Raw genomic sequence first — 3,837 nt, 5'->3', positions numbered from 1 at the left:
ACCAGGGGCACCGGCGACCAAGCCAGGGCCGTCGCCACGTTCGCCGACGGGACCGAGGTCGTCGGCGATGTGCTGATCGGCGCGGACGGGCACCGCTCGGCGGTCCGCCGCCATCTGCTCGGCGACCACCCCGCCGCCCACACCGGTTGGGCCACGTGGCACGGTGTGACCGCGCTTCCGGTCCCGTTGACCTCCGGGCACGAGGTGAACGCGTTCGGCGGTCCCGCGGGCTGGGTCGCGCTGCACCCGGTCGGCGAGGGCCTGCTGTTCTGGGCGTTCGAGACACCGTGGACCGATGGCGAGCTGGTACCGCCCGGCGCGCTCGGTGATGAGCCCGAGCCGGGCCGGACACAGTCCGCGGCCGCGAACCTGCGGGCCCGGTTCGCCGGGTTCCCCCACCCGGTGCCCGAACTGCTCGAGGTGATCGAGGACCAGGACGTCGGCCTGTTCCCCCACGTCATGCACCGCGCCCCCCGGCGGTGGGGGGAAGGCAGGGTCGTCCTGGTCGGCGACGCGGCGCACGTGGTGCCGCCGAGGGTGGCGCAGGGCGTGAACCAGGCGCTGGAGGACGCCTGGGTGCTCAGCGGGCTCCTCCGGGAGTCCGGTGATCCGGCGGCGCTGCTCAAGCGCTACGCGACGGTGCGCAAGCCGAAGATCAGGGCCCTGTGGATGGTGGCCAAAATGGCCGACAACGACTTCGGCGGCAAAGTGCTCCGTACCGTCGCGAAAGTCGGCAGGCAGGCGTCCCCGCGCGCCCAAAAACGCAACTTCCGGTACTTCAGCAATTACCTTTCGCAGAAGTCGAAGAATATGCGCGAGCTCGCTCGGGACACGGCCTGAACTGATCGGCTAAGGGGGGAATAGGGGGTTGTTGCGGCCTGCCGCAGATGGCTACGGTTTCCTCTGATTTCACCTCATCCTTTTTATTGACACGCGCCGTTCCGGCCTGCGCCACGGCGGAACTCCGTACATTCCGTGTGAAGGGAAACACGATGCAGGAAAGGATAGTGGAGGACGCGATAGGCGGTGTGACGGCGGTGTCGGCACTCGAACCGACCGCCGAACTGCAGCGCGGACTCGACGGCCTCCACGAAGCAGGTGGAACCGGCGTCATCGCGGTGCTGGAGACACCGGACGGCGTCGTCACCGCACGCGCCGGGGTCGGGGACAAGGAGACCGGTGAACCGGTTCCCTACGACACCCGGTGCCGGGTTGGGTTCGTCCAGATGTCGTTCATGGCAGTCGTCACCCTCCAGCTCGTCGCCGAGGGCAAGCTGTCACTCGAGGACACCGTGGAGCGGTGGCTGCCGGGGCTGGTGACCGGCAACGGGCACGACGGCGCCAAGGTCTCCGTCCGCCACCTGCTGCAGCACACCAGCGGGGTGTACGACTACACCCACGACATGGAGACGATCTCCTCGCTGAACTACGTCGAGGGCTACGCGGAGAAGGGGCTGCGCACCTACACCCCGCACGAGCTGATCGACGTGGCCATGGGGGCCGAGCCGAAGTTCGCGCCCGGCACCGACTGGGGCTTCAGCTACACCAACTACACCCTCATCGGCATGATCATCGAGGCAGTCACCGGAAACGACTGGCGCGAGGAGCTCAACACCCGGATCGTCGGCCAGCTCGGGCTGCGGGACACCGTGCTGCCCGGCGCCGACCCGGAGATGCCCGAACCGCACGCCCGCTCCTACTGCGGGTACAACCTCGCCGAGCCGATCGACGTCACCCGGTTCAACCCCACCGTGGTCGGCGCCGCGGGCGAGATGATCAGCACGCCGGCCGACCTCATCCGGTTCTTCACCGCGCTGCACGAGGGCACGCTGCTCCCCGAAGAGCAGCGGCGACAGATGTACGACGCCATGCCCGCCCCGCAGCTGGCCGCGATGTGGCCCGGCGCGTGCTACGGCCTCGGACTGATCAGGCTGCCGCTCGCCGAGGAGAAGGGCTACTTCTACGGTCACGGTGGTGGCTTCGTCGGGTGGAACATGCGCGGGGGCATCAGCGAGGACGGCCGACGCCGCATGTACTTGGGCGTCACCGGCGAAATCACCGTCGAGCTGAACTCGAAGATGAACGACCTCGTGGCCCGGCACCTGTCCGCCACGGACTGACGTCAATCCACGGTATCCCGCGAAGGAGTTGCGTATGACCGCGCCCGCGATGGACGTGCTGAACCGGGTGGGCCCCGACCCGATCATCACCGAGGCCGCCGAGAAGCTCGGCATCACCGACAACGTTCACCAGTTGGAACGCGACGGCTACACCGTGATCCCGCCGGAGAAGGTCGGGAGCACGGAGTTCGTCGAACGGCTCCGGGACACGGTGGTCGCCGTACACCGGCGCCGCACCGAGGAGCAGAAGTACGCCCAGGCCATGCAGATGGCCTCCACCAGCGGTCTCGGCGAGCTCATGGGCGAACTGCTCTGGGAGGACCCGGTCTTCGAGCAGGCGCTGATGAACCCGGTGGCACAGACCCTCGCCCGCGCGATGGCCGGCCACACCTGCCGACTGTCGGCGTTCGAGGGCGCGGTGAAGCCGCAGGGCGACACCCCGCTGGTGTTCCACGCCGACAGCTCGATCACCGAGCCGTGGCCGGTGGTCCCGCAGTTCGCCAACGTCACCTACGCGCTGACCGAGTACTCGCCCGAGTGCGGGTCGACGAAGGTGATCCCGGGCAGCCACCGGCTGCTGCGCCAGCCCGTCGGCGGCGAGGCGCAGGGCGACTTCACCTCGGCCAACAGCCCGTCCGCGCTGTTCGGCACCGGCTTCCCCGAGCCGGTCTCGATCGAGTGCCCGGCCGGTTCGATCATCGCCTGGTACGGCTCCACCTGGCACGGCGCGTCACCGAGAACGGCGCCGGGGGAGCGGGTCAGCGCGGTGATGTACTTCAGCCGCTGGTACCTCAAGCCGCAGTCCAACCTGCACGCCCGCGTTCCGGACGGCGCGCTGGACCGGCACTCGCCCCGGCTCGCCCAGCTGATAGACCTCTACAACGGCTGGGAGATCAAGGACCCGACCCGCGATATGGCGGAAGCCATGATCGGCCGGACCGTCTACCCGATCCTCGACGTCCCCCGGCCGTAGCCGCGTGCGCCGGTCGTGCGGTGTACGGCCCATCAGTACACTGGACGACCGGTCGGCCGGGACGTCGGCCAGGACCAGCGTGGACGGACGTGGAGATACCCGGTGGCCGACGTGAGGGACAGCGCGCCCATCTGGGCCCGGTCTGAGCCCGGGGCGCGCAAGCCCCGGTTCACCCGGGCACAGATCATCCGGGTCGGCCTCGCCATCGCCGATGGCGAAGGCATCGACGCGGTGTCCATGCGCCGGATCGCGACCGAGCTCGGCGCCGGCACGATGACCGTGTACCACTACGTTCCGTCCAAACGGGACCTCGTCGCGCTGATGACCGACGAGGTGATGGCCGAGCTGCTGCTCCCGGCGCGGGAGCTGACCGGTGACTGGCGGCACGTACTCACCGCGCTCGCCCGCCGGACCCGTGCGGTGTTCCGCAGTCACCCCTGGGCGATCACCGGTATGGACGAGCAGGGACGGATGAGCCCGCACGCGATGCGGCACTTCGAGCAGTCGCTGGCCGCGGTCGCCGGAACCGGTCTCGATGCGAGGACACGCGTGGAGATCGTCGGCATGGTCGACGACTTCGTGTCCGGCTTCGTGCTGAAGAGCGACATCGAGCCGGGCGCGGAGGCCGTGCAGTCGGCACCGGACGCGCTCGGTGAGTACCTGCGGTCGGAGCTGAGCGGCGGCGAGTACCCGCACATCCAGGAACTGGTCGGCGACCGCGAGCCCATGGCGGCGCTGCGCGAG

Annotated in this window: 4 protein-coding genes; all 4 read left to right on the top strand. The window is 69.3% G+C overall.

Annotated features, from left to right (window positions below):
* The coding region (locus VT50_RS32025; RefSeq protein ID WP_206269517.1) for an FAD-dependent monooxygenase at positions 1 to 840 on the top strand (840 nt) is incomplete at its 5' end.
* Positions 841 to 992: 152 nt separating this feature from the next.
* Positions 993 to 2,120 (top strand): serine hydrolase domain-containing protein, encoded by a 1,128-nt coding sequence (locus VT50_RS32020; RefSeq protein ID WP_046085445.1) that lies wholly within the window; start codon positions 993 to 995, stop codon positions 2,118 to 2,120.
* A 34-nt stretch (positions 2,121 to 2,154) separates the two neighbouring features.
* On the top strand, positions 2,155 to 3,093 hold the full coding sequence (locus tag VT50_RS32015) for a phytanoyl-CoA dioxygenase family protein (protein ID WP_046085446.1): 939 nt from the start codon (positions 2,155 to 2,157) through the stop codon (positions 3,091 to 3,093).
* A 102-nt stretch (positions 3,094 to 3,195) separates the two neighbouring features.
* Positions 3,196 to 3,837: TetR/AcrR family transcriptional regulator (locus tag VT50_RS32010; RefSeq protein WP_079343932.1), on the top strand; the 642-nt coding region annotated here is incomplete at its 3' end.

This window comes from Streptomyces antioxidans (genome assembly GCF_000968685.2).
GTDB classification, from domain to species: Bacteria; Actinomycetota; Actinomycetes; order Streptomycetales; family Streptomycetaceae; genus Streptomyces; species Streptomyces antioxidans.
The sequence above is the reverse complement of the archived record's forward strand: the minus strand, read 5'-3'. Positions and strand labels throughout refer to the sequence as shown.